The 19,233-nt window shown below is 45.3% G+C and carries 23 protein-coding genes; 22 read left to right on the forward strand and 1 reads right to left on the reverse strand.

Going from position 1 to position 19,233, the window contains the following annotated elements:
* The first annotated feature begins 130 nt into the window (after window positions 1-130).
* The 6 genes from sleB (at window position 131) to fni (ending at window position 5,948) form a co-directional block, all read left to right on the forward strand.
* Complete coding sequence (sleB, locus tag M1E03_RS09500; RefSeq protein ID WP_371268733.1) at window positions 131-1,048, forward strand: spore cortex-lytic enzyme; 918 nt, start codon at window positions 131-133, stop codon at window positions 1,046-1,048.
* Between the two features lie 16 nt (window positions 1,049-1,064).
* Window positions 1,065-2,417 (forward strand): germination protein YpeB, encoded by a 1,353-nt coding sequence (ypeB, locus tag M1E03_RS09505; RefSeq protein WP_023857463.1) that lies wholly within the window; start codon window positions 1,065-1,067, stop codon window positions 2,415-2,417.
* A gap of 162 nt (window positions 2,418-2,579) precedes the next feature.
* Complete coding sequence (locus M1E03_RS09510; RefSeq protein WP_023857462.1) at window positions 2,580-2,756, forward strand: YpfB family protein; 177 nt, start codon at window positions 2,580-2,582, stop codon at window positions 2,754-2,756.
* 80 nt (window positions 2,757-2,836) lie between these two features.
* Window positions 2,837-3,517, forward strand: coding sequence for a (d)CMP kinase (gene cmk / locus M1E03_RS09515; protein WP_023857461.1), 681 nt, complete (start codon window positions 2,837-2,839; stop codon window positions 3,515-3,517).
* 217 nt (window positions 3,518-3,734) lie between these two features.
* Window positions 3,735-4,883 (forward strand): 30S ribosomal protein S1, encoded by a 1,149-nt coding sequence (gene rpsA / locus M1E03_RS09520; protein ID WP_023857460.1) that lies wholly within the window; start codon window positions 3,735-3,737, stop codon window positions 4,881-4,883.
* A 15-nt stretch (window positions 4,884-4,898) separates the two neighbouring features.
* A complete protein-coding gene (gene fni / locus M1E03_RS09525) occupies window positions 4,899-5,948 on the forward strand; it encodes a type 2 isopentenyl-diphosphate Delta-isomerase (protein WP_023857459.1) in 1,050 nt (349 codons plus the stop codon).
* A 29-nt stretch (window positions 5,949-5,977) separates the two neighbouring features.
* On the opposite strand, the gene M1E03_RS09530 is transcribed toward fni, so the two are convergent.
* Window positions 5,978-6,109, reverse strand: a complete 132-nt coding sequence (locus M1E03_RS09530; RefSeq protein ID WP_003183025.1) for a YpzI family protein — start codon at window positions 6,107-6,109, stop codon at window positions 5,978-5,980.
* A 72-nt stretch (window positions 6,110-6,181) separates the two neighbouring features.
* On the opposite strand from M1E03_RS09530, the gene M1E03_RS09535 reads away from it, so the two are divergent.
* From M1E03_RS09535 to M1E03_RS09610, 16 genes are all read left to right on the forward strand, one after another.
* On the forward strand, window positions 6,182-6,784 hold the full coding sequence (locus M1E03_RS09535; protein ID WP_023857458.1) for a YphA family membrane protein: 603 nt from the start codon (window positions 6,182-6,184) through the stop codon (window positions 6,782-6,784).
* Window positions 6,781-7,680 carry a YIEGIA family protein gene (locus M1E03_RS09540; protein ID WP_020451970.1) on the forward strand — a complete coding sequence of 300 codons (900 nt, stop codon included), beginning with the start codon at window positions 6,781-6,783 and terminating at the stop codon, window positions 7,678-7,680. The genes M1E03_RS09535 and M1E03_RS09540 overlap by 4 nt, the downstream gene beginning before the upstream one ends.
* The gene (locus M1E03_RS09545) at window positions 7,677-7,871 is read left to right on the forward strand and encodes a capping complex subunit for YIEGIA (protein ID WP_023857457.1); all 195 of its coding nucleotides are present in this window, start codon (window positions 7,677-7,679) and stop codon (window positions 7,869-7,871) included. Before M1E03_RS09540 ends, M1E03_RS09545 begins: the two co-directional genes overlap by 4 nt.
* Before the next feature lie 160 nt (window positions 7,872-8,031).
* Window positions 8,032-9,342, forward strand: a complete 1,311-nt coding sequence (der, locus tag M1E03_RS09550) for a ribosome biogenesis GTPase Der (RefSeq protein ID WP_020451968.1) — start codon at window positions 8,032-8,034, stop codon at window positions 9,340-9,342.
* Window positions 9,343-9,357: 15 nt separating this feature from the next.
* Window positions 9,358-10,398, forward strand: coding sequence for an NAD(P)H-dependent glycerol-3-phosphate dehydrogenase (locus M1E03_RS09555; RefSeq protein WP_025811220.1), 1,041 nt, complete (start codon window positions 9,358-9,360; stop codon window positions 10,396-10,398).
* 325 nt (window positions 10,399-10,723) lie between these two features.
* The gene (locus M1E03_RS09560) at window positions 10,724-10,927 is read left to right on the forward strand and encodes a DUF2768 domain-containing protein (RefSeq protein WP_020451966.1); all 204 of its coding nucleotides are present in this window, start codon (window positions 10,724-10,726) and stop codon (window positions 10,925-10,927) included.
* A 22-nt stretch (window positions 10,928-10,949) separates the two neighbouring features.
* Window positions 10,950-11,666, forward strand: coding sequence for a hypothetical protein (locus tag M1E03_RS09565; protein ID WP_020451965.1), 717 nt, complete (start codon window positions 10,950-10,952; stop codon window positions 11,664-11,666).
* Between the two features lie 201 nt (window positions 11,667-11,867).
* A complete protein-coding gene (gene spoIVA, locus M1E03_RS09570) occupies window positions 11,868-13,346 on the forward strand; it encodes a stage IV sporulation protein A (RefSeq protein WP_020451964.1) in 1,479 nt (492 codons plus the stop codon).
* A 417-nt stretch (window positions 13,347-13,763) separates the two neighbouring features.
* Complete coding sequence (gene hbs / locus M1E03_RS09575) at window positions 13,764-14,042, forward strand: non-specific DNA-binding protein Hbs (RefSeq protein ID WP_003183006.1); 279 nt, start codon at window positions 13,764-13,766, stop codon at window positions 14,040-14,042.
* A 209-nt stretch (window positions 14,043-14,251) separates the two neighbouring features.
* Window positions 14,252-14,821, forward strand: coding sequence for a GTP cyclohydrolase I FolE (gene folE, locus M1E03_RS09580; protein ID WP_020451963.1), 570 nt, complete (start codon window positions 14,252-14,254; stop codon window positions 14,819-14,821).
* 27 nt (window positions 14,822-14,848) lie between these two features.
* Window positions 14,849-15,079 (forward strand): trp RNA-binding attenuation protein MtrB, encoded by a 231-nt coding sequence (gene mtrB, locus M1E03_RS09585; protein WP_023857455.1) that lies wholly within the window; start codon window positions 14,849-14,851, stop codon window positions 15,077-15,079.
* Between the two features lie 143 nt (window positions 15,080-15,222).
* Entirely contained in the window at window positions 15,223-15,999 is a 777-nt protein-coding gene (locus M1E03_RS09590; protein ID WP_023857454.1) for a heptaprenyl diphosphate synthase component 1, read from the forward strand.
* A gap of 2 nt (window positions 16,000-16,001) precedes the next feature.
* The gene (locus tag M1E03_RS09595; RefSeq protein WP_025811221.1) at window positions 16,002-16,700 is read left to right on the forward strand and encodes a demethylmenaquinone methyltransferase; all 699 of its coding nucleotides are present in this window, start codon (window positions 16,002-16,004) and stop codon (window positions 16,698-16,700) included.
* 29 nt (window positions 16,701-16,729) lie between these two features.
* The gene (gene hepT, locus M1E03_RS09600; RefSeq protein ID WP_020451959.1) at window positions 16,730-17,692 is read left to right on the forward strand and encodes a heptaprenyl diphosphate synthase component II; all 963 of its coding nucleotides are present in this window, start codon (window positions 16,730-16,732) and stop codon (window positions 17,690-17,692) included.
* Between the two features lie 124 nt (window positions 17,693-17,816).
* The gene (ndk, locus tag M1E03_RS09605) at window positions 17,817-18,263 is read left to right on the forward strand and encodes a nucleoside-diphosphate kinase (RefSeq protein ID WP_003182994.1); all 447 of its coding nucleotides are present in this window, start codon (window positions 17,817-17,819) and stop codon (window positions 18,261-18,263) included.
* Window positions 18,264-18,403: 140 nt separating this feature from the next.
* On the forward strand, window positions 18,404-19,171 hold the full coding sequence (locus tag M1E03_RS09610; RefSeq protein WP_020451958.1) for a CheR family methyltransferase: 768 nt from the start codon (window positions 18,404-18,406) through the stop codon (window positions 19,169-19,171).
* Window positions 19,172-19,233 lie beyond the last annotated feature (62 nt).

Below are 19,233 nucleotides of genomic sequence, written 5' to 3' on the forward strand. Positions count from 1 at the left end.
TTGAAACAGAAAGGAAAGCGTGTATAAAATCTGCCTCTCTACAAAAGATATGGGTACAAAAATGCTGGAGGAGGCTTAAAACATGAAGTCGAAAGGTTCTTTTTGTTTGAATGTCATTTTATGTACCATTATGGCAACCAGTCTTTCACTTCCATTCAGTCAAAAAAGCGCTGCCTTTTCTGAACAGGTAATACAGCGGGGGGCGACAGGGGATGATGTGATTGAACTGCAGGCAAGGCTTCAATACAACGGCTATTACAATGGCAGAATTGACGGAGTATACGGATGGGCGACATACTGGGCCGTCCGCAATTTCCAAAATCAGTTCGGCTTAAAGGATACAGACGGCCTGGTCGGGCCGAAAACAAAACGATTTTTAATCAATCATACTAAATATTACAGCGACTACGTGCACAGACAACTTCGAAAAGGAAACCAATTTACACATTACGGCGGACTGCCGCTAAAGTATCAGACGAAGCCTTCAAAAGAAGTGCAGCAGCAGGCGAGAAAAAAGGCGGAAGCAAGACAGCAGCAGGGCGCACAGCAGCAGGGCACTGCCCAAAAGCAGCCGCAGCAAAAGCAGCAGGCCGCTCCTGCACAGCCGAAAAAACAAGCGCAGCCAAAGGCTGCACCTAAACAGCAGGCGCCTAAAAAACAGGATGCCGTTGCAGCCAACATGCCGGGCGGTTTCTCGAACAACGACATTAATCTGTTGGCCCAAGCGGTTTACGGTGAAGCGCGCGGAGAACCGTATGACGGCCAGGTTGCTGTTGCAGCCGTTATTTTAAACAGGCTCGACAGCCCTACCTTCCCGAACACGGTGGCTGGTGTTATCTTTGAACCGCTTGCATTTACAGCTGTCGCGGATGGACAGATTTACATGACCCCGGATGAAACGGCGAAAAAAGCCGTTCTTGACGCCATCAATGGCTGGGATCCGTCAGAAAATGCGACTTACTACTTTAACCCTGACACGGCCACTAGCTCATGGATTTGGGGCAGACCACAAATTAAAAGGATCGGTAAACACATTTTCTGTGAATAAAAGCGAGGTGCTATAAATGATCAGAGGAATTTTAATCGCCCTTTTAGGTGTCGCCATCGTCGGAACAAGCTATTGGGGCTATAAGGAACATCAGGAGAAAGACGCCGTTTTGCTTCATGCCGAAAACAACTATCAAAGGGCATTTCACGATTTAACTTATCAGGTGGATCAGCTGCATGACAAAATCGGGAGCACACTTGCGATGAACAGCAAAAAAACCCTGTCTCCCGCCTTGGCGGAAGTATGGAAGACGACTTCTGAAGCGCATAACAATGTCAGCCAGCTGCCGCTGACCTTAATGCCGTTTAACAAGACAGAAGAATTTTTGGCAAAGGTCGGAGATTTCAGCTACAAAGCAGCCGTGCGCGACCTTGACAAAGAGCCGCTTAATAAAAAAGAGTACGCTTCTTTAAATCAGCTATATGAAAATTCAAAGGATATACAAAATGAATTGCGTAATGTCCAGCATTTGATTATAGACAAAAATCTGAGATGGATGGATGTAGAGCTTGCGCTCGCGTCCGGCCAAAAACAAAGCGACAATACGATCATTAATGGATTTAAAACCGTTGAAAAAAGCGCAAGTGCGTTTTCTGATACGGATTTAAGCGCGACAGAGATGACGAACACGAAAAAAGAGCAGCAAGGGTACGACCATTTAAAAGGCAAGAGAATAACCGAAAAAGAAGCGCGCAAGATTGCCCAAAAATTCGCTCAGGACAAAAATTACAATATCAAAGTGTCGAAAAGCGGCAAGAAAACGAACAGGGATGTATATAGCATCAGCATGCAGGACCCTGATCAAAAAGCGGATATTTATATGGACATTACCGAAAAAGGCGGATATCCAGTTTATCTGATCCAAAACAAAAAAATTAAAGATGAAAAAATCAGCCTGAACGACGCGTCGAACAAAGCCCTTCAATTTTTGAAAAAAAACGGCTATAAAACCGAAGACCTGAAGATGGATGAAAGCTCGCAATACGACGGCGTCGGCGTATTTTCGTTTGTTCCGGTCCAGGACGGCGTCTGGCTCTATCCGGACAGCATCCGCATCAAGGTCGCGCTTGACGACGGCGAAATTACCGGATTTAATGCAAAGGATTTCTTAATCTCCCATAAAAAAAGAGACTTGCCGAAGCCGAAATTAACGCTTGAAAAAGCGAAAGCAAGCCTGAATCCCAACGTAAAGGTTCAGGAGACGCGCCTTGCTTTAGTCACAAACGAGCTTTCACAAGAAGTGCTCTGCTACGAAATTCTCGGCACGATTGAAAACGATACATTCCGCATGTTTATCAATACCGAAGACGGCACGGAAGAGAAGGTCCAAAAAATGAAAAGTGCAGAACCGATATATAACGATTTGTAAAACGATAGATCAGAGGGAAAAGGCGGATACATGCCTTTTCCTTTTTAGCATTCGGAATAATTCGTCCTAAACATTTCCATACTGAACGTATGGGCGGAACGTCCGCCGGTGAAAATTGAACATGCCCGGTGCCATAAACTTTCCGGGCAGCGGAGGAATGTTATGAAAACAATAGAACGGTTATTATTTAAGATTCTTGTCGTACAGGCGGTCATATTAATCAGCGTGCAGCTTCTTTTTCATTTCTCCAAGGCTGAGCCTTATCTGTCAAAAGTTGTGCAGTATGAAGGCGTGAACAACATGAAAATCGGCGAATGGATCGAGACATTTAAGCCGTAAATTCACGCTAAAATCTCCCCTTTTTCGCCTGATACATGATACAATCCTATAAGGAGTACCAGATAGCAAGGAGAGGAATTATGGAAAAGAAATTATGCATTGCAATAGACGGCCCTGCGGCAGCCGGAAAAAGCACCGTGGCTAAAATCGTGGCCGGAAAAAAGTCGTATATTTATATCGATACGGGTGCCATGTACAGGGCGATTACGTATTTAGCGCTGAAAAAGGGCGTCGATTTAAACGACGAAGCGGCGTTGACGGCCTTGTTAAAAGAATCTGCCATCGATCTCACGGTTTCGCTTGAAGGGGAGCAGAAGGTTTATATCGCAGGCGAAGATGTAACAGAGGCGATCCGCACGGATGACGTGAGCAACCAGGTTTCAATCGTCGCCAAATACGCCGGGATCCGCGAAGAAATGACGAAAAGGCAGCAGCAGCTGGCTGAAAAAGGCGGCGTCGTCATGGACGGCCGCGACATCGGTACCCACGTTCTCCCGAATGCGGAAGTGAAAATATTTCTTTTGGCGTCCGTTGAAGAGCGGGCAAAACGCCGCTTTGAAGAAAACGTCAAAAAAGGGTACAATGTAAACTATGAAACGCTTGCAGAAGAAATCAGGCGCCGTGACAAACTCGATTCAGAGCGCGAGATTTCGCCGTTGAAAAAAGCGGACGATGCGCTTGAAATCGATACGACTTCACTGACGATCGATGAGGTGGCCGAAAAAATCCTGCAGGTTGTAGACAAAAAGGCTCAAAAATAAAAAATCCGGGCAAATTACTTATTGTCTGCATGTTTTGACTTGACAAACACAGGCTTTTATTAGAAGTTAGTAATAATAAATCATGTTTTAGAACATTCAAATATCCATTTTTGAATGGTTCTTTAATACATATCGGCTGTCCGGATCGGATATCAATTCGTCCGGAATAACCGTTTTTACAAAAGCTGTGTAGGTTTGGACCAAGGAGGTTATTGAAATGACAGAGGAAATGAATCAAATTGATGTTCAAGTACCAGAGGTTGGAGATGTGGTGAAAGGTATTGTAACGAAAGTTGAGGACAAGCATGTCGATGTTGACATCCCCAACTGCAAGCAAACCGGAATTATCCCAATCAGTGAATTATCAAGTCTTCATGTTGAAAAAGCATCAGATGTCGTCAATGTAGACGATGAGCTTGAATTAAAAGTGACAAAAGTGGAAGACGATGCATTGATTTTATCAAAACGTGCTGTTGATGCAGACCGCGCTTGGGAAGACCTAGAGAAAAAGTTTGAGTCAAAAGAAGTGTTTGAAGCCGAAGTAAAAGACGTCGTTAAAGGCGGTCTGGTCGTCGATATCGGCGTGCGCGGATTCATTCCCGCATCGCTTGTAGAGGCGCATTTTGTTGAAGATTTTACAGATTATAAAGGAAAGACGCTTACTTTAATCGTCGTTGAGCTTGACAGAGATAAAAACCGCGTGATTTTATCACACCGTGCGGTTGTTGAAAAAGAGCAGTCGGAAAGAAAACAGGATTTTCTTCAAACGCTGGAAGCGGGACAGGTACTTGAAGGAAAAGTGCAGCGCCTGACAGATTTCGGTGCTTTCGTTGACATCGGCGGCATTGACGGTCTTGTTCACATCTCCCAGCTGTCGCATTCACACGTTGAAAAACCGTCAGACGTAGTCGAAGAAGGCCAGGATGTCAAAGTCAAAGTGCTGTCCGTCGACCGCGACAATGAGCGAATTTCGCTATCAATCAAAGAAACGCTTCCTGGGCCTTGGTCCAACATCGGCGAAAAAGTGAAGCCTGGAGACGTATTGGACGGAAAAGTCCAGCGCTTGGTGAGCTTCGGTGCGTTTGTCGAAGTGCTGCCTGGAGTTGAAGGCCTCGTCCACATTTCGCAAATCTCGAACAAACACATCGGAACACCTCATGAAGTCCTTGAGGAAGGCCAGGACGTTAAAGTGAAAGTTCTTGACGTCAACGAAGAGGAAGAGCGCATTTCTTTAAGCATGAAAGAGCTTGAAGAAAACACCGATAAAGCAGAGCAGGAAGATTACCGTCAATACCAGGCGAAGGAAGAGTCTTCAGGATTCCAGCTTGGTGAAATGATCGGAGACAAACTGAATAAATTAAAGTAAAATTTGGTGATGATGGTGACGCGAGCAAAAAGAAAAAAAGAACACATTGATCATGCCTTGTCCACCGGACAGAAACGTCAGACCGGGCTTGATGATATTACGTTTGTTCACGTCAGCCTTCCGGAAACGGAATTGTCACAAGTTGATACTTCAACCAAAATAGGCGAACTGTTTTTAAGTTCGCCTATTTTTATCAATGCGATGACAGGCGGGGGCGGGAAGGCGACGTTTGAGATCAACAGGGCTTTGGCGAGGGCGGCTGCACAAACGGGCATACCGGTCGCTGTCGGCTCGCAAATGTCCGCTTTGAAAGACCCTGATGAACGTCCTTCATACGAGATCGTCAGAAAAGAAAATCAGAAGGGTCTTGTATTCGCCAATTTGGGGAGCGAAGCGACGGTGGATCAGGCCAAACGGGCGGTCGACATGATTGAAGCCGACATGCTTCAAATTCACCTCAATGTGATTCAGGAAATTGTCATGCCTGAAGGCGACCGCAGCTTTACAGGTCGTCTGCACCGGATTGAAGACATCTGCCGAAATGTCAGCGTACCGGTCGCCGTAAAAGAAGTGGGCTTTGGCATGAGCAGGGACACCGCGGCCCGGCTTTTTAACGCCGGGGTCCAGGCGGTCGATGTCGGCGGTTTCGGAGGAACGAATTTTTCGAAAATCGAAAATTTGCGCAGAGATAAAGCGGTTCAGTTTTTCGATCAATGGGGCATATCGACAGCAGCCAGCCTGGCCGAAGTCAGCTCTCTGTTCGGCGATCAGCCGATTATCGCATCCGGAGGCATTCAAGATGCCCTTGATCTGGCCAAATCGATAGCGCTGGGTGCGTCTGCGGCGGGGATGGCGGGCTATTTTCTCCAAGTGCTGACAGCTTCGGGAGAAGAGGCGTTAGCCGCCGAAATCGAGAGCCTGATCGAAGATTTAAAAAGGATCATGACCGTCTTGGGGTGCCGGACGATTGAACAGTTGAAAAAAGCACCGCTCGTCATCAAGGGCGATACATATCATTGGCTGAAAGCGAGGGGTGTTGACCCCTTTGTTTACAGCAAGCGCTAAAAAAACCGGCTTCTCATGAGCCGGTTTTTTTACGGGTTTCGCTTCCGTGCGTCCTCCGCACTTTCGAGAGAGGCGGCCCCATTGTAGCTGATGGACTGGTCACGGTCGGATTCGGTTCGCTTCTGCTGTTTCAGCTTCTTTTCCTGCCTGTCTTTTCCCAACGCTGTTCCCTCCTTATTGCACGTTTAAAAAATCTCAAGTCACTCCATACTGAAAATGGAGGACGAAAACATATGGAAGAATTCTATTATTATTGGTCAATGTGGTTTTTATGGGTGTTAACGACTTTTATTCTTGAGAAAAACAGCTTTCGCTTTTATGCGTCAGCATTTATTCTGCTCAACATCATGTTAAGTATGTATCAGATTCAGCTCTTTCTGCATTTTAATGCCGCCTATTTGTCGTTTTATATAGGAGCTTTCATGCTGTGCGGTTATTTAAGGCTTCATAAAAGCGTCAAGCGGCTCCTGCTTCATTTGTCGATGGTGTCCGCCTACGGTTTTTTGTTTCTGTTTGCATTATATGACCCTGTTTGGTTTATCCTAAAGCCTGAATGGCTGACCATCATTCTGTTTGTCATCATGACGACGGCTTTTGAAAGAAGCTTCGCCGCCCGTCTCGGGATGTTTGTGCTCGGTGCGTGCCAGGGGGAGCTCTTGTATACATTCGTCATCAGAAAGCTTTATGGAGACATTGCAGCCGGCGGTTATTCATGGCTGTCAATGTGCGCTGCGGGGATCGTTCTCGTTTACGGAATCTCCCAGTATGAACGGCTGATGCATCAGTTCTATCACAAATGGAAGCGATTGAATAAAGGAGCAGCAAAAATGTCATGAGCCAATATACTTATCCGATCATCTTGGGAATTATCGCCGGTATTGTTGTCAGAGTGTACATGCTCCGAACCGACTACCGCCAGTACCCTACATATCTTCATGGGAAAACGATACATATTGCGCTGGCTTTGATCGCTGCCAGCATTGGAGCGATCATTATTCCGTCGATCTTAAAATCGGATTATACAGCGATTACGTTTTTAACGCTGGCTGCAACCCAATTCAGGGATGTCCGGAATATGGAACGCGAAACATTGACGCAGCTTGACGGCTATGAACTTGTTTCAAGAGGCAGCACGTATATCGAAGGAATTGCGATCGCCTTTGAAAGCAGAAATTACATTGTCATTTTCACATCGCTCCTGACGACCCTCGCATATATTCTGTTTTCATCGGTATGGGCAGGCCTTGCTGCAGCTTTCATCTGTTTTATCTCGGGCAGGATCTTAATGTCCGGAAGCTTTATTAAGGACATCGTCGATATAGAGTATAAAAAGCCTCATTTTGAAGGAGCCGGCCTTTATGTTGACAATATTTACATTATGAATATCGGGCTTCCTGAAAAACAGAAGCTGATTTTGGAACACGGCATGGGTTTTATTTTAAAACCGAAAAATTTTAATTCCGCAGTAACCATTGCCAATCTCGGGCAAAGGCAAGCGATTTTATTCGACGTTTCCAATGTGCTCGGAGTGTATCGAGACTCCGGAGAACCCTCTCTTTCGCCGCTGGCGAAAAGGGATTTGAATGACGGGCGGGTCGCGGTTTTTGTCCTTCCGGTCATCAAGGACAAGGAGACGGCGATCAGGGTCATCGGCGATGTTCCGACGCTGGAAAACGCCATTCGCGTACCGATGGAATTTATTAAAGAAAAGCACAGCAAGGTGATAAAATGAGCGAATCAATCGAAAAATTCATCCTCGCCGTCGTCACAACAAGGCGAGAGCGAGTGATCGGAGGGACGGCTGCATTTTTCTGCGACACCCCCGAGGAAATGAACACGTACGCGAAAAACCTTGAAGCCATTCTCGACGGAATCGCCCACGGAATAGGAGATGACCTTTATTTGATTGTGAAACATTTTTAATTACAGTTGTGATCTTTTTAGAAATTGATATAATATATGAGTTAAGCCCTTCTCATGGAATAAGAAGGGTTTCTTTCTTCAAACTGATTTTTGAAAAGAAAAATAAATGATGATTCATTTAAAGATGGAAAAGCTTTACTGAATTGAAAGGAAGGGTACTATGGGAAAACCTGTCGTAGCCATAGTTGGAAGGCCCAATGTGGGGAAGTCCACGATCTTTAACAGGATCGCTGGCGAAAGAATTTCGATTGTGGAAGATACACCTGGCGTGACGCGGGATCGGATATACAGCTCTGCCGAGTGGCTGAATCACGACTTCAACCTGATTGATACAGGCGGAATCGAAGTCGGTGATGAGCCGTTTTTGGCGCAGATTCGCCATCAGGCCGAGATCGCCATGGAAGAAGCAGATGTGATTATTTTCATGACGAACGGCCGCGAAGGCGTCACGGCTGCTGATGAAGAAGTGGCAAAAATTTTATACCGTACAAAAAAACCTGTCGTTCTGGCGGTTAATAAAGTGGATAATCCTGAAATGAGAGCAAACATTTACGATTTTTATGCCCTCGGCTTTGGCGAGCCGTACCCGATTTCAGGGACGCACGGCCTCGGTCTCGGCGATCTGCTTGACGCGGTCAGCGAACATTTTAAAAACATACCCGAAACGAAGTATGAGGATGAGGTCGTTCAATTTTGCCTCATCGGCCGGCCGAACGTCGGAAAATCCTCTCTTGTAAACGCCATGCTTGGAGAAGAGCGCGTGATCGTCAGCAATATTGCGGGAACAACGCGCGACGCCATTGACACGAGGTTTACATACAATCAAAGAGACTTTGTCATCGTTGATACAGCCGGGATGAGAAAAAAGGGAAAAGTGTATGAGGCAACTGAAAAATACAGCGTCCTCCGGGCTTTAAAGGCGATCGACCGCTCAGAAGTCGTCTGCGTCGTCTTGGACGGCGAAGAAGGCATCATCGAGCAGGACAAGCGGATTGCCGGCTATGCGCATGAAGCGGGAAAAGCCGTCGTCATCGTCGTGAATAAATGGGATGCAGTCGAAAAAGACGAGCGGACGATGAAAGAATTCGAAGAAAAGGTTAGAGATCACTTTCAATTTTTGGACTACGCGCCTGTTTTGTTTATGTCCGCTTTGACGAAAAAGCGCATCCATACGCTGATGCCTGCAGTCATGACGGCAAGCGAAAACCATTCGATGAGGGTGCAGACCAATATTCTTAATGATATCATTATGGATGCAGTGGCTATGAACCCGACGCCGACGCATAATGGCAACCGCTTAAAAATTTATTATGCGACACAAGTGGCTGTGAAGCCGCCGACATTTGTCGTATTTGTCAATGATCCTGAGCTGATGCATTTTTCTTACGAACGCTTTTTGGAAAACAGGATACGCGACGCCTTCGGATTTGAAGGAACACCAATCAAGATTTTCGCAAGAGCAAGAAAATAAAGAGGTGTAGTAAAAATGACAAAAGTATCGATTTTGGGAGCCGGAAGCTGGGGAACAGCCTTGGCGCTCGTTTTGGCGGACAACCAGTACGATGTGTGCATTTGGGGCCATCGTGAAGAACTGATTCAGCAAATCAATGAACACCATGAAAACAAAGATTATCTGCCGGGTGTCAAACTTTCTGAAAACGTGCATGCCACAACAGATCTTGAAGCTGCAGTGGCCGATGTCAAGACGATCATCGTCGCCGTTCCGACAAAAGCGATCCGCGAAGTTCTCGCACAGGCTGTTTCCTTGATCGACCAAAAGGCGATTTTTGTACATGTTTCAAAAGGAATTGAGCCTGACACACTGCTCCGCATTTCTGAAATGATGAAAGAGGAAATTCCGGCTGAATTAAGGGAGGACATCGTCGTTCTCTCCGGGCCGAGCCATGCGGAAGAAGTCGGTTTAAGACACCCGACGACCGTAACCGTAGCTGCCGACAGCAGCATTGAATCGGCACAGGCGATCCAGGATATGTTTATGAATCAGAATTTCCGCGTGTATACCAATCCGGATATGATCGGCGTAGAGATCGGCGGCGCGCTGAAAAACGTCATTGCGCTTGCCGCGGGCATTACAGACGGTTTGGGGTACGGAGATAATGCGAAAGCTGCGCTGATTACAAGGGGCTTGGCAGAGATCGCCCGACTCGGCACGAAAATGGGCGGAAACCCGCTGACATTCTCGGGGCTTACAGGAATCGGGGATTTGATCGTCACCTGCACGAGCGTCCATTCACGAAATTGGCGAGCCGGTAATATGCTGGGTAAAGGCTTCAAACTGGATGAAGTTCTGGAAGAAATGGGGATGGTCGTTGAGGGGGTCCGCACGACAAAAGCCGCTTATCAGCTTTCAAAGAAATTTGATGTGAAAATGCCGATTACCGAGGCATTGCACAAAGTATTGTTTGACGGCGAAAAAGTTGAGACGGCAGTCGAATCATTGATGGCGAGAGTCAAAACACACGAGATGGAAGATCTTGTGAACACATTTGAAAATCAAATGAAATGACCACTCCATCACCAACTGCTTTATACTCTCCTCTAAGTTCGTTTTAAAAAAACCGAAACATTTTGGAGACTTAGGCAAGAGAGGATACATTTGTCCGAAGACTTGCATAAAATAGAATCGAAGTCTGGAAGAGCTGTATCTTACCAATTGGGTTATATAGTCACAATCGTTATGCCTGAAGCAAAGCCCCCCTCTTTGCTTCAGGTTTTTTTTGCGGTTTTTTCCGTTTCGAAATATTGGAAAAGCTGTTGAACTTCTGGTTTTTCTTATATAAAATGAAATATAACGCTTACATCACAAGAAAAGGTAGAAGGAGGGCTTCAATGTGAATGTCGGTCTGTTAAAAATGTGGTTTGCCTTGGGATCAATGGGCCTGATGTTCTTAGCGGTGATTGCCATATACATAAGCAGATATAAATTTAAAAACCGTTTTTTAAAAGTGCTCACGTCGTTCGTCGCCTATACATGTATGCTCATCTCCGGCGTGATCGTCTTTTTTGTCGTCTTCAGCGGTCCCGTCAACGAATAAAGCATAAAAAAGGAAGATTCATATGAAAATCGTAAACGCACTACTTGTTACTGTATTGACCGCAATCATGCTAAGCGGCTGTTTGTACCCTGAAGAAAGAAAGGCGAAAAACAGCGTGCCGTATCAGCACCAGCTCAAAGAAGTGCAGGCGGCCGTTGATGAATTCAGGGAGGCGACGGGAGGGCTTCTGCCGATTAAGACAAGGGATATGAGCGTTCCAATCTATCAAAAATACCCTATCGATTTTAACAGGCTGTCCCCCCGGTATATGGCTGAGCCGCCGGGTACTTCCTATGAAAGCGGCGGAGAGTACTTGTACGTTCTTGTCGATGTAGAAAAAAAGCCGACGGTCAAGCTCATTGATATAAAAATGTCGGAAATGATCAGAGAGCTAAAGCTTCGGGTCGAAATGTATAAAGATCAGCACAAGTATCCACCGTATAAAAAAGTCGTATCCAATCACTTATTCATGCTTGACCATGAAAAGCTCGGACTGAAAGAGGCGCCTTCTGTCACGAGTCCGCTTTCCGGCACCTCTCTGCCGCTTCTCGTCGATGAAAAAGGCGACATTCAAGTGGATTACCGAGTGGATTTGGCCAACCTGATAAAGCGGTCGAAAAAAACGGTAAAGCCGGGTGAGGAAATTCAGGATTTGATGTGGAAAGAGACGCCTTTTGTTCCAGCGTTTTCGGTAAAGTATACAGTGAATGACAAACAGGAACCTGTTTTTCTCGAATAGAATATCGGTCAAAATGCAAGTATCAGTCATGAATCTTTCTCCTCAGCATACAATGAGGAGAAAGGTTTTTTCATGCATGCCGAAAAAATTTCCCTAAGCTGTCATATTGAAATAGGACAACGTCATACACTATAGTGTCCTGTTTTTGATTGATGAAGAAGTAAAAAATTGAAAAGGATTGGAAGTCCGGGAGGGGATCACTTGGAAAAGGTCGATATTTTCAAGGATATCGCTGAACGAACAGGAGGCGATATATACTTAGGTGTCGTAGGAGCTGTACGTACAGGAAAATCTACGTTTATCAAAAAATTTATGGAGCTAGTGGTGCTCCCGAATATCAACAATGAAGCAGACCGGGCGCGCGCACAAGATGAGCTCCCCCAAAGTGCCGCTGGCAAAACCATTATGACAACTGAACCGAAGTTTGTTCCGAATCAGGCAATGTCAGTTCATGTCAGTGACGGACTCGATGTGAATATAAGGCTTGTCGACTGTGTCGGCTATACTGTACCCGGAGCAAAGGGATACGAGGATGAAAACGGGCCGAGAATGATCAACACTCCTTGGTATGAAGAGCCGATTCCGTTTCACGAAGCTGCCGAAATCGGCACGAGAAAAGTCATCCAGGAACACTCCACCATCGGTGTTGTGATTACGACTGACGGCACGATTGGAGAAATCGCCAGACAGGATTATATCGAGGCTGAAGAACGGGTGATCGATGAATTAAAAGAGGTTGGAAAACCATTTATCATGGTCATCAATTCCGTAAGGCCGTACCATCCGGAAACGGAAGCGCTCAGGCAAGAGCTGATGGAGAAATACGACATTCCGGTGCTGGCGATGAGCGTTGAAAGCATGAGGGAAGCGGACGTTCTGAGCGTTCTCAGAGAAGCGCTTTACGAATTCCCTGTACTCGAAGTCAACGTCAATCTTCCGAGCTGGGTCATGGTATTAAAAGAGAATCATTGGCTCAGGGAAAACTATCAAGATTCCGTTAAAGAAACCGTCAAAGATATTAAAAGACTGAGAGATGTCGACCGCGTCGTCGGACACTTCAGCGAATTTGATTTTATCGAGCGCGCCAGCCTCGCCGGAATAGAAATGGGCCAGGGGATTGCCGAAATCGATTTGTACGCGCCGGATTACCTGTACGATGAAATTTTGAGGGAAGTCGTCGGCGTTGAAATCAGAGGAAAGGATCACCTCCTTCAGCTCATGCAGGATTTTGCCCATGCCAAGACCGAATATGATCAAGTATCAGATGCGTTGAAAATGGTGAAACAAACCGGTTATGGAATCGCTGCTCCCGCATTAACCGATATGAGCCTTGATGAACCGGAAATCATCAGGCAGGGGTCAAGATTCGGAGTCCGCCTGAAAGCGGTGGCGCCGTCGATTCATATGATCAAAGTCGATGTGGAGAGCGAGTTTGCGCCAATCATCGGAACAGAGAAGCAGAGCGAAGAGCTTGTCCGCTATTTAATGCAGGACTTTGAGGATGATCCGCTGTCAATCTGGAATTCCGACATTTTCGGAAGGAGCCTGAGCTCCATCGTCAGAGAAGGGATTCAGGCGAAGCTGTCCCTCATGCCTGAAAATGCAAGATATAAGCTGAAGGAGACGCTCGAGCGCATCATCAATGAAGGATCAGGCGGCTTGATTGCGATCATCTTATAAAAGGGAAGGCCTCTTATCATACGGGAGGTCTTTTTTTCATGCCTGAAACAGGATGAACAGGCGCCGTGAAAGGGATTGAGACGGCAGGGGCAAGCGGCTGGAAATATAGGAAAGATTATGATTAAAAAAGGAAAAACAGGAATATTTGTTCGTTTCATTCTGCTTAAACCTTGACGAATAAGGGATCATCGCTTTAAAATGCTTGATATGGTTATTCAGATGTGTTAATCTACATACAGAAAATCTTCACTTTACTGGACAAACGTTCCTCTCAAAGTGAAATTTTCACTGAAAGCCGTGAAATGCCTTTTCTATATTTATTTGAAATTTCTGTTCAAACAGGTATAGAAACAGGTTGAACTGTGAAGAAATGATGATAATCTATTGTTTGATACCTTTTGGGAGGAGGTGAAAGGCATGAACAAGACAGAACTAATCAATGCGGTTGCAGAAGCAAGCGAACTATCTAAAAAAGACGCTACTAAAGCAGTTGATTCTGTTTTTGATACAATTTTAGATGCACTTAAAAACGGTGAAAAAATTCAATTGATCGGTTTTGGTAACTTTGAGGTTCGTGAGCGCTCAGCTCGTAAAGGACGCAATCCTCAAACAGGTGAAGAAATCGAAATCCCTGCAAGCAAAGTACCTGCTTTCAAACCAGGTAAAGCGCTTAAAGACGCTGTAGCAGGAAAATAATTGTATGTATATATGCCGTTTTCGCGCGTAATACATACCATGTTGTTTCTTCACAGGAAAGCCCCTTTTCAAAGGGGCTTTTCATAATTTTAAGGCTTTTTTTCAGACGGAAAACATTTTGCCGGCAAAAAACCTTTCATTTTGCTTTTATAAGCTGAAGTGTGCTAGAATCTGAATTAAATGTATGCGTTTCTGGAGGATATAAAACAATGAGAGAAATCAACAAAGAACAAATTGAACAAGCTGTCCGGCAAATATTGGAGGCGATCGGAGAAGATCCGAACCGTGAAGGCCTTCTTGATACACCGAAAAGAGTCGCGAAAATGTACGCCGAAGTATTTGCAGGGTTAAACGAAGATCCGAAAGAGCATTTCAAAACGATTTTCGGCGAGGATCACGAAGAGCTTGTTCTTGTTAAAGATATTCCCTTTTATTCAATGTGTGAGCACCATTTAGTCCCTTTCTACGGGAAAGCCCATGTAGCTTATATCCCTAAAGGGGGAAAAGTGACAGGGCTCAGCAAATTGGCGAGAGCCGTTGAAGCGGTGGCAAAGCGCCCGCAGCTGCAGGAGCGGATTACGTCAACAATCGCCGACAGCATTGTTGAAACGCTGACTCCGCACGGTGTCATGGTTGTTGTTGAAGCCGAGCACATGTGCATGACGATGCGCGGCGTGAAAAAGCCGGGTTCAAAAACTGTCACTTCAGCCGTAAGAGGAACGTTTAGACAAGATGTAGCCGCTCGCTCTGAGGTGTTGGAGCTTATCAAAACATCATGATTAAAAATGAGAAGGTGTGCGATGAACATGACCAATAATCAATCGAATGATTTTGTCGTAATCAAAGCCGTCGAAGACGGCGTCAACGTGATCGGCCTGACGAGGGGCACGGACACAAGATTTCATCATTCAGAAAAGCTTGATAAAGGAGAGGTGATGATCTGCCAGTTTACCGAGCACACCTCTGCGATCAAGATCCGGGGCGAGGCCCTGATTCAGACGGCAAACGGCGAGATGAAAAGCGAGTCGAAAAAATAGATAGCCGGCCTTTTATGGCCGTTTGCGTGGCATAAGACAATATCTTTCAACATATTATGGTATAATTAAACTTTCTCCGCTCAAAAAAGATACATAATCAATCAAAAAGAAAAACTGCGAATTTTGGGACAAGGGTGATATCTTTGCAAGACATCTACGGACAATTATCTTATTTGAAAATCAAGCTGAATCAAAAGCTTTCACATCCATATTTGGCGAAGCATTTGACTGCGCCGAAAGTTGATGAGGATAAGCTGTTTCTTTTCTACGCTCTGTTTGAGGAAACGGATTTAAAAGAAGCTGACAAGGAAAGTTACATCTTAACGGCGATGCTTGTTCAAACAGCCCTTGATACCCATGATGAAGTCACGACCGCAGCTTCAATTAAGCAGGACGACTATAAAAACCGCCAGCTGACCGTATTGGCCGGTGATTATTTCAGCGGCATGTACTACTCGCTGTTATCGGGTATGAAGGATATTTATATGATTCGGACGCTCGCTGCGGCCATCAAAGAAATAAACGAACATAAAATCAGGATTTACGACCATTCCGCAAAAGATGCGGACAGCCTGAAAAAAAGCGTCAGCATAGTGGAAGCTGCACTTTTTCACCATCTCGCCGACCACTTTTACCTGCCTCACTGGAAAACAGCCGCCAATGACTTTCTTGTGTTTAAAAGGTTTGCGGCCGAAGAAAAAGCTTCAGATTCCCGGCTGCTGGAGACGATCATACAGAAAGAGTTTCCGGAAGACCAGGCTTCATGCGGACAGCTGGCTGCAGCGGCTTATGAAGAAGCCAAGCTTGCGATCAACCAGTCGCTTGCTGCAAAGCCCGCCGTCCAAAAATGGCTTCTGAAACGCCTGCAGGAAATTCGGCCTGAAAAACGAACTTATCATCAGAAAGTGGAAGAAGGGTAATCATGGTGCAGTCAAAAGAACAGCGCGTACACGGCGTGTTTGAAAAGATTTATAAAAATTACGACCAGATGAACTCCGTCATCAGCTTTAAACAGCATAAAAAATGGCGCGACAAAACGATGCAGCTCATGAACGTACCAAAAGGAGCCAAAGCGCTTGACGTCTGCTGCGGGACGGGCGACTGGACAATCGCGCTCGCTGATGCGGCCGGAGAGACAGGGGAAATCAAGGGCCTTGATTTCAGCAAAAACATGCTGAGCATCGCCGAACAAAAGACCGACAGCTACAGCCAGATCGAACTGATCCACGGCAACGCGATGGAACTGCCCTTCCCGGACAATACGTTCGACTATGTCACCATCGGCTTCGGGCTTCGCAATGTTCCCGACTATTTAACCGTATTAAAAGAGATGGCGCGCGTGGTAAAACCCGGCGGCCAGGTTGTATGCCTTGAGACGTCCCAGCCTGAAATGTTCGGGTTCAAACAGCTGTACTTCCTGTACTTCCGTTTTATTATGCCCATGTTTGGAAAGTTCTTTGCCAAAAGCTTTAAGGAGTATTCATGGCTTCAGGAATCGGCCAGGGAATTTCCTGGTATGAAAGAACTTGCTGCATTGTTTGAAGAGGCTGGATTAGAAAATGTTCAATATCATCCGTTCACAGGCGGCGTAGCGGCTACACATGTCGGCTTGAAGCGATGATGACTACTGAAATACTCGGGTGAATCGATATGAAATTGACAACGTTTTATTCTTTTTTAAATGACGATATTGAATTAATAGAAAAAGAGCTTGAAAAGACCGTGCACTCCGACTATCCATTGCTAAGTGAAGCGAGCCTGCATTTGCTGCAGGCCGGAGGCAAGCGGATTCGTCCTGTGTTTGTCCTGCTTTCCGGCATGTTCGGTGAATACGATATCAACAAAATTAAAAATGTCGCTGTTTCATTGGAATTGATACATATGGCTTCGCTCGTACACGACGATGTCATCGATGATGCGGAGCTTAGAAGGGGACAGCCGACTATCAAAGCGAAGTGGGATAACCGGATTGCAATGTACACAGGTGATTATTTGTTCGCTCGCTCACTTGAAGCGATGACGAAAATAAACGAACCGAAAGCCCACGAAATCTTGTCCAAGGCGATTGTCGAAGTCTGTCTTGGAGAAATTGAACAAATCAAAGATAAATATAATATGGAGCAAAACCTCAGAACCTATTTGCGGAGAATCAGGCGCAAGACAGCCCTTCTGATCGCATCGAGCTGCCAGCTAGGCGCCATTGCTGCCGGCGCGGGTGAAAACATTCATAAAACGTTGTACTGGTTCGGCTATTACGTCGGCATGTCCTATCAAATTATTGATGACATCCTCGATTTCACCTCAAGCGAAAAAGAGCTTGGCAAGCCTGTGGGCAGTGATCTGCTTCAGGGGAATGTCACGCTTCCCGTATTATATGCACGGAAATCGCCTGAATTAAAAGCGCGGCTGATGCTGGTCAACAGTGAAACGACTCCGGAACAGATCAAACCAGTGATCGAGGAACTGAAGAAAACCGATGCCATAGAACAATCGTTCAGAGTCAGCGAAATGTATTTAAATAAGGCTTTCGCACTGCTTGAAACGCTCCCGAAAAACCGGGCGCGGACGGCATTGGGCCAAATTGCGAAATACATCGGCAAACGAAAGTTCTAAAAAAAGACAAATGAGTCGAAAGTATGAATATTCTCCACCCTTTATTGATTAATTGTTTGAAAAATGCTATATTTCTGTTGTAGTGTTGAAAGCCTATACATATTAGCGGGGTGGAGAATCGACTATGGAAAAAACCTTTGTGATGGTAAAACCTGACGGCGTTCAGCGTCAGCTGATCGGCGAAATTTTGTTAAGATTCGAACGTAAGGGCTTACAATTAATCGGAGCCAAGCTGATGAAGGTCTCAGAAGAGACGGCAGGCGAGCATTATAAAGAACATAACGGCAAACCGTTTTTCGGCGAGCTTGTCGACTTTATTACTTCAGGCCCGGTATTCGCCATGGTGTGGGAAGGCGAAGACGCAATCGCGGTCGCCAGACAGCTGATCGGGAAGACGAACCCTAAGGAAGCGCTCCCAGGAACAATTCGCGGAGACTTCGGCATGTTTGTCGGAAAAAATATCATTCACGGTTCAGATTCTCCTGAAAGTGCAGCACGCGAAATCAACTTGTTTTTTAAAGAAGACGAACTTGTTGAAGACGAGAAGTTAATGAATCAATGGATTTACTAAAAATCAGCTGAAAAGCTGATTTTTTTATATGGATCAGAATGGCTGCCGCCGGGCAGGCTTTTTTCTTTTTAAAGATACAAATTTAAAAGAAAACAAGCTATAATTGTACTCATATCAGCACGACGATTAGGAGAGAAAACATGGACAATTACAGTTTCTTTGTTGATAAATGGAAAAAAATAACTGGCGTGGATTTGGCATTGTACAAAGAAGCGCAAATGAAAAGAAGGCTAACGTCTCTTTATGAAAAAAAGGGGTACGGCGATTTCCGCGAATTTGCGCTCGCTTTAGAAAAGAATGAAGCTCTTCTGCAGGAAACGCTGGACAGGATGACGATTAATGTTTCAGAATTTTACAGAAACTATAAGAGGTGGGAGGTTCTCGAAAAAACCATCCTCCCGCTCTTAAAGCCTGCGAAAACATTGAAAGTATGGAGTGCGGCATGTTCAACCGGTGAAGAGCCGTATACATTATCGATGATTTTAAGCAGACAGAAAGGCCTCTCAGACTATCAGATCATCGCAACAGATATCGATGACAAAGTTCTTGCGAAAGCGAAAGAAGGCGTGTATCAGGAAAGATCTCTGCAGGAAGTGCCGAAAGAGATAAAGGAACTTTATTTTACGCAAGACGGAAACCGATTTGCCGTCAAAGACGAGATCAAGAAAAACATTCGCTTTCAAAAACACAATTTACTGGCTGATGCATATGAGAAAGATTTTGATATCATCGTATGCCGCAATGTTCTCATATATTTTACAGAGGAAGCAAAAGAGAAGATCTATCATAAGTTCAGCGGCAGTTTGAAGAATAATGGAGTTTTGTTTGTCGGAAGCACGGAACAGATCTTCAATCCGGAAAAATACGGTTTTCAATCGACAGATACGTTTTTCTATCAAAAAAGTTAGCTGACTTTTTATAAAAGGTTATGTTATAGTTTTACTTAAAAGCGTTAATGTGATGAAGGGAG

The sequence above is a fragment of the Bacillus sp. PK6-013 genome, assembly GCF_054161445.1.

Excerpts from the sequence above, each read along its gene's own strand:
- sleB (WP_371268733.1), top strand. The coding sequence starts at position 131 with ATGGCAACCAGTCTTTCACTTCCATTCAGTCAAAAAAGCGCTGCCTTT.
- ypeB (WP_023857463.1), top strand. The coding sequence starts at position 1,065 with ATGATCAGAGGAATTTTAATCGCCCTTTTAGGTGTCGCCATCGTCGGA.
- M1E03_RS09510 (WP_023857462.1), top strand. The coding sequence starts at position 2,580 with ATGAAAACAATAGAACGGTTATTATTTAAGATTCTTGTCGTACAGGCG.
- cmk (WP_023857461.1), top strand. The coding sequence starts at position 2,837 with ATGGAAAAGAAATTATGCATTGCAATAGACGGCCCTGCGGCAGCCGGA.
- rpsA (WP_023857460.1), top strand. The coding sequence starts at position 3,735 with ATGACAGAGGAAATGAATCAAATTGATGTTCAAGTACCAGAGGTTGGA.
- M1E03_RS09535 (WP_023857458.1), top strand. The coding sequence starts at position 6,182 with ATGGAAGAATTCTATTATTATTGGTCAATGTGGTTTTTATGGGTGTTA.
- M1E03_RS09540 (WP_020451970.1), top strand. The coding sequence starts at position 6,781 with ATGAGCCAATATACTTATCCGATCATCTTGGGAATTATCGCCGGTATT.
- M1E03_RS09545 (WP_023857457.1), top strand. The coding sequence starts at position 7,677 with ATGAGCGAATCAATCGAAAAATTCATCCTCGCCGTCGTCACAACAAGG.
- der (WP_020451968.1), top strand. The coding sequence starts at position 8,032 with ATGGGAAAACCTGTCGTAGCCATAGTTGGAAGGCCCAATGTGGGGAAG.
- M1E03_RS09555 (WP_025811220.1), top strand. The coding sequence starts at position 9,358 with ATGACAAAAGTATCGATTTTGGGAGCCGGAAGCTGGGGAACAGCCTTG.
- M1E03_RS09565 (WP_020451965.1), top strand. The coding sequence starts at position 10,950 with ATGAAAATCGTAAACGCACTACTTGTTACTGTATTGACCGCAATCATG.
- hbs (WP_003183006.1), top strand. The coding sequence starts at position 13,764 with ATGAACAAGACAGAACTAATCAATGCGGTTGCAGAAGCAAGCGAACTA.
- folE (WP_020451963.1), top strand. The coding sequence starts at position 14,252 with ATGAGAGAAATCAACAAAGAACAAATTGAACAAGCTGTCCGGCAAATA.
- mtrB (WP_023857455.1), top strand. The coding sequence starts at position 14,849 with ATGACCAATAATCAATCGAATGATTTTGTCGTAATCAAAGCCGTCGAA.
- M1E03_RS09595 (WP_025811221.1), top strand. The coding sequence starts at position 16,002 with ATGGTGCAGTCAAAAGAACAGCGCGTACACGGCGTGTTTGAAAAGATT.
- hepT (WP_020451959.1), top strand. The coding sequence starts at position 16,730 with ATGAAATTGACAACGTTTTATTCTTTTTTAAATGACGATATTGAATTA.
- ndk (WP_003182994.1), top strand. The coding sequence starts at position 17,817 with ATGGAAAAAACCTTTGTGATGGTAAAACCTGACGGCGTTCAGCGTCAG.
- M1E03_RS09610 (WP_020451958.1), top strand. The coding sequence starts at position 18,404 with ATGGACAATTACAGTTTCTTTGTTGATAAATGGAAAAAAATAACTGGC.